The organism is Microcella putealis (assembly GCF_004216575.1).
Taxonomy (GTDB): Bacteria; Actinomycetota; Actinomycetes; order Actinomycetales; family Microbacteriaceae; genus Microcella; species Microcella putealis.
The window spans coordinates 1-1,408 of sequence record NZ_SGWW01000007.1 but is presented as its reverse complement, the minus strand read 5'-3'; the positions used below and the strand labels follow the sequence as shown (position 1 = coordinate 1,408).

Below are 1,408 nucleotides of genomic sequence, written 5' to 3'. Positions count from 1 at the left end.
AGTGGAGTCCCGCATAGTGGTGTAACGCTCGGTGGTCGCCGGCGTCGTTGCTGACGTAAACGCGGTCACCGTGTGATCCTTCGAGAAGCCTCTTACCTCAACTCGAAAGGCATCAACACGATGACCGCTCCCCACATTGTCGACCCTGCAACCGTCCTCGGTGAAGCCCTCAGTGACGCGTCGCCGGACTTGATGCGGCATCTGCTGCAAACCATGATCAACGCCCTGCTGTCCGCTGACGCGGACGCCGTCATCGGCGCCGAATGGGGGCAACCGTCCCCCGACCGGGTGACGCACCGCAACGGTTACCGCCACCGCGACCTCGACACCCGGGCTGGCACGATCGATGTTGCGATTCCGAAACTGCGGCAGGGCACGTATTTCCCGGAGTGGCTGCTGGAGAGGCGCAAACGGTCCGAGGCGGCGTTGATCACCGTGATCGCGGACTGCTACCTCGCCGGCGTCAGCACCCGTCGGATGGACAAGCTGGTGAAGACCCTTGGCATTCATGCCCTGTCGAAGTCGCAGGTGTCGCGGATGGCTGCCGAGCTCGACGAGCACGTGAACCAGTTCCGGCACCGCTCTTTAGCCGAGGCGGGCCCGTTCACCTTCGTCGCCGCCGACGCGCTCACGATGAAGGTTCGCGAGGGTGGCCGAGTGGTGAACACGGTCGTGCTGATCGCCACCGGGGTCAACGGCGACGGCCGCCGCGAAGTCCTCGGCCTGCAGACAGCGACAGCTGAGACGGGGTCGGCGTGGAATGCGTTCTTCGCCGACCTTGTCTCGCGGGGCCTGACCGGCGTGCAGCTGGTCACCTCCGACGCTCACGCAGGCTTGAAGGACGCGATCGCGGCGAACCTGCCCGGCGCGAGCTGGCAGCGGTGCCGCACCCACTACGCGGCGAACCTGATGAGTGTGACACCTAAGAGCATGTGGCCGGCGGTGAAAGCGATGCTGCACTCCGTCTATGACCAACCCACCGCCGCAGACGTGCACGCCCAGTTCGACCGGGCCCTGGATTACGTCGTTGAGAAGCTCCCTGCGGTCGCCGAGCACCTCGATACCGCCAGGGCCGACATTCTTGCCTTCACCGAGTTCCCCAAAGACGTCTGGTCACAGATCTGGTCGAACAATCCCAACGAGCGCCTCAACCGCGAGATCCGCCGCCGCACCGACTCCGTGGGCATCTTCCCCAACCGTGACGCCATCATCCGCCTCGTCGGCGGCGTCCTGGCAGAGCAAACCGACGAATGGGCCGAAGGGCGCCGCTACCTCGGGCTAGAGGTTCTGGCCCGCTCCCGCATGCGCGTCCTGCCCGCCACCGAAGAGGAGGTGGCCACCGACAACTTCATCGCGCTCAGCGCATAGACGAAGGATCAGCCGTTACACCACTCCCCGGGACTTGACC

General features: G+C 65.3%; 1 protein-coding gene. It reads left to right on the top strand.

Annotated features, from left to right (window positions below; translation table 11 throughout):
• Positions 1-120 precede the first annotated feature (120 nt).
• Positions 121-1,368: an IS256 family transposase gene (locus EV141_RS12195; RefSeq protein WP_130486254.1), complete on the top strand. Its 1,248-nt coding sequence runs from the start codon at positions 121-123 to the stop codon at positions 1,366-1,368.
• Positions 1,369-1,408: the final 40 nt, after the last annotated feature.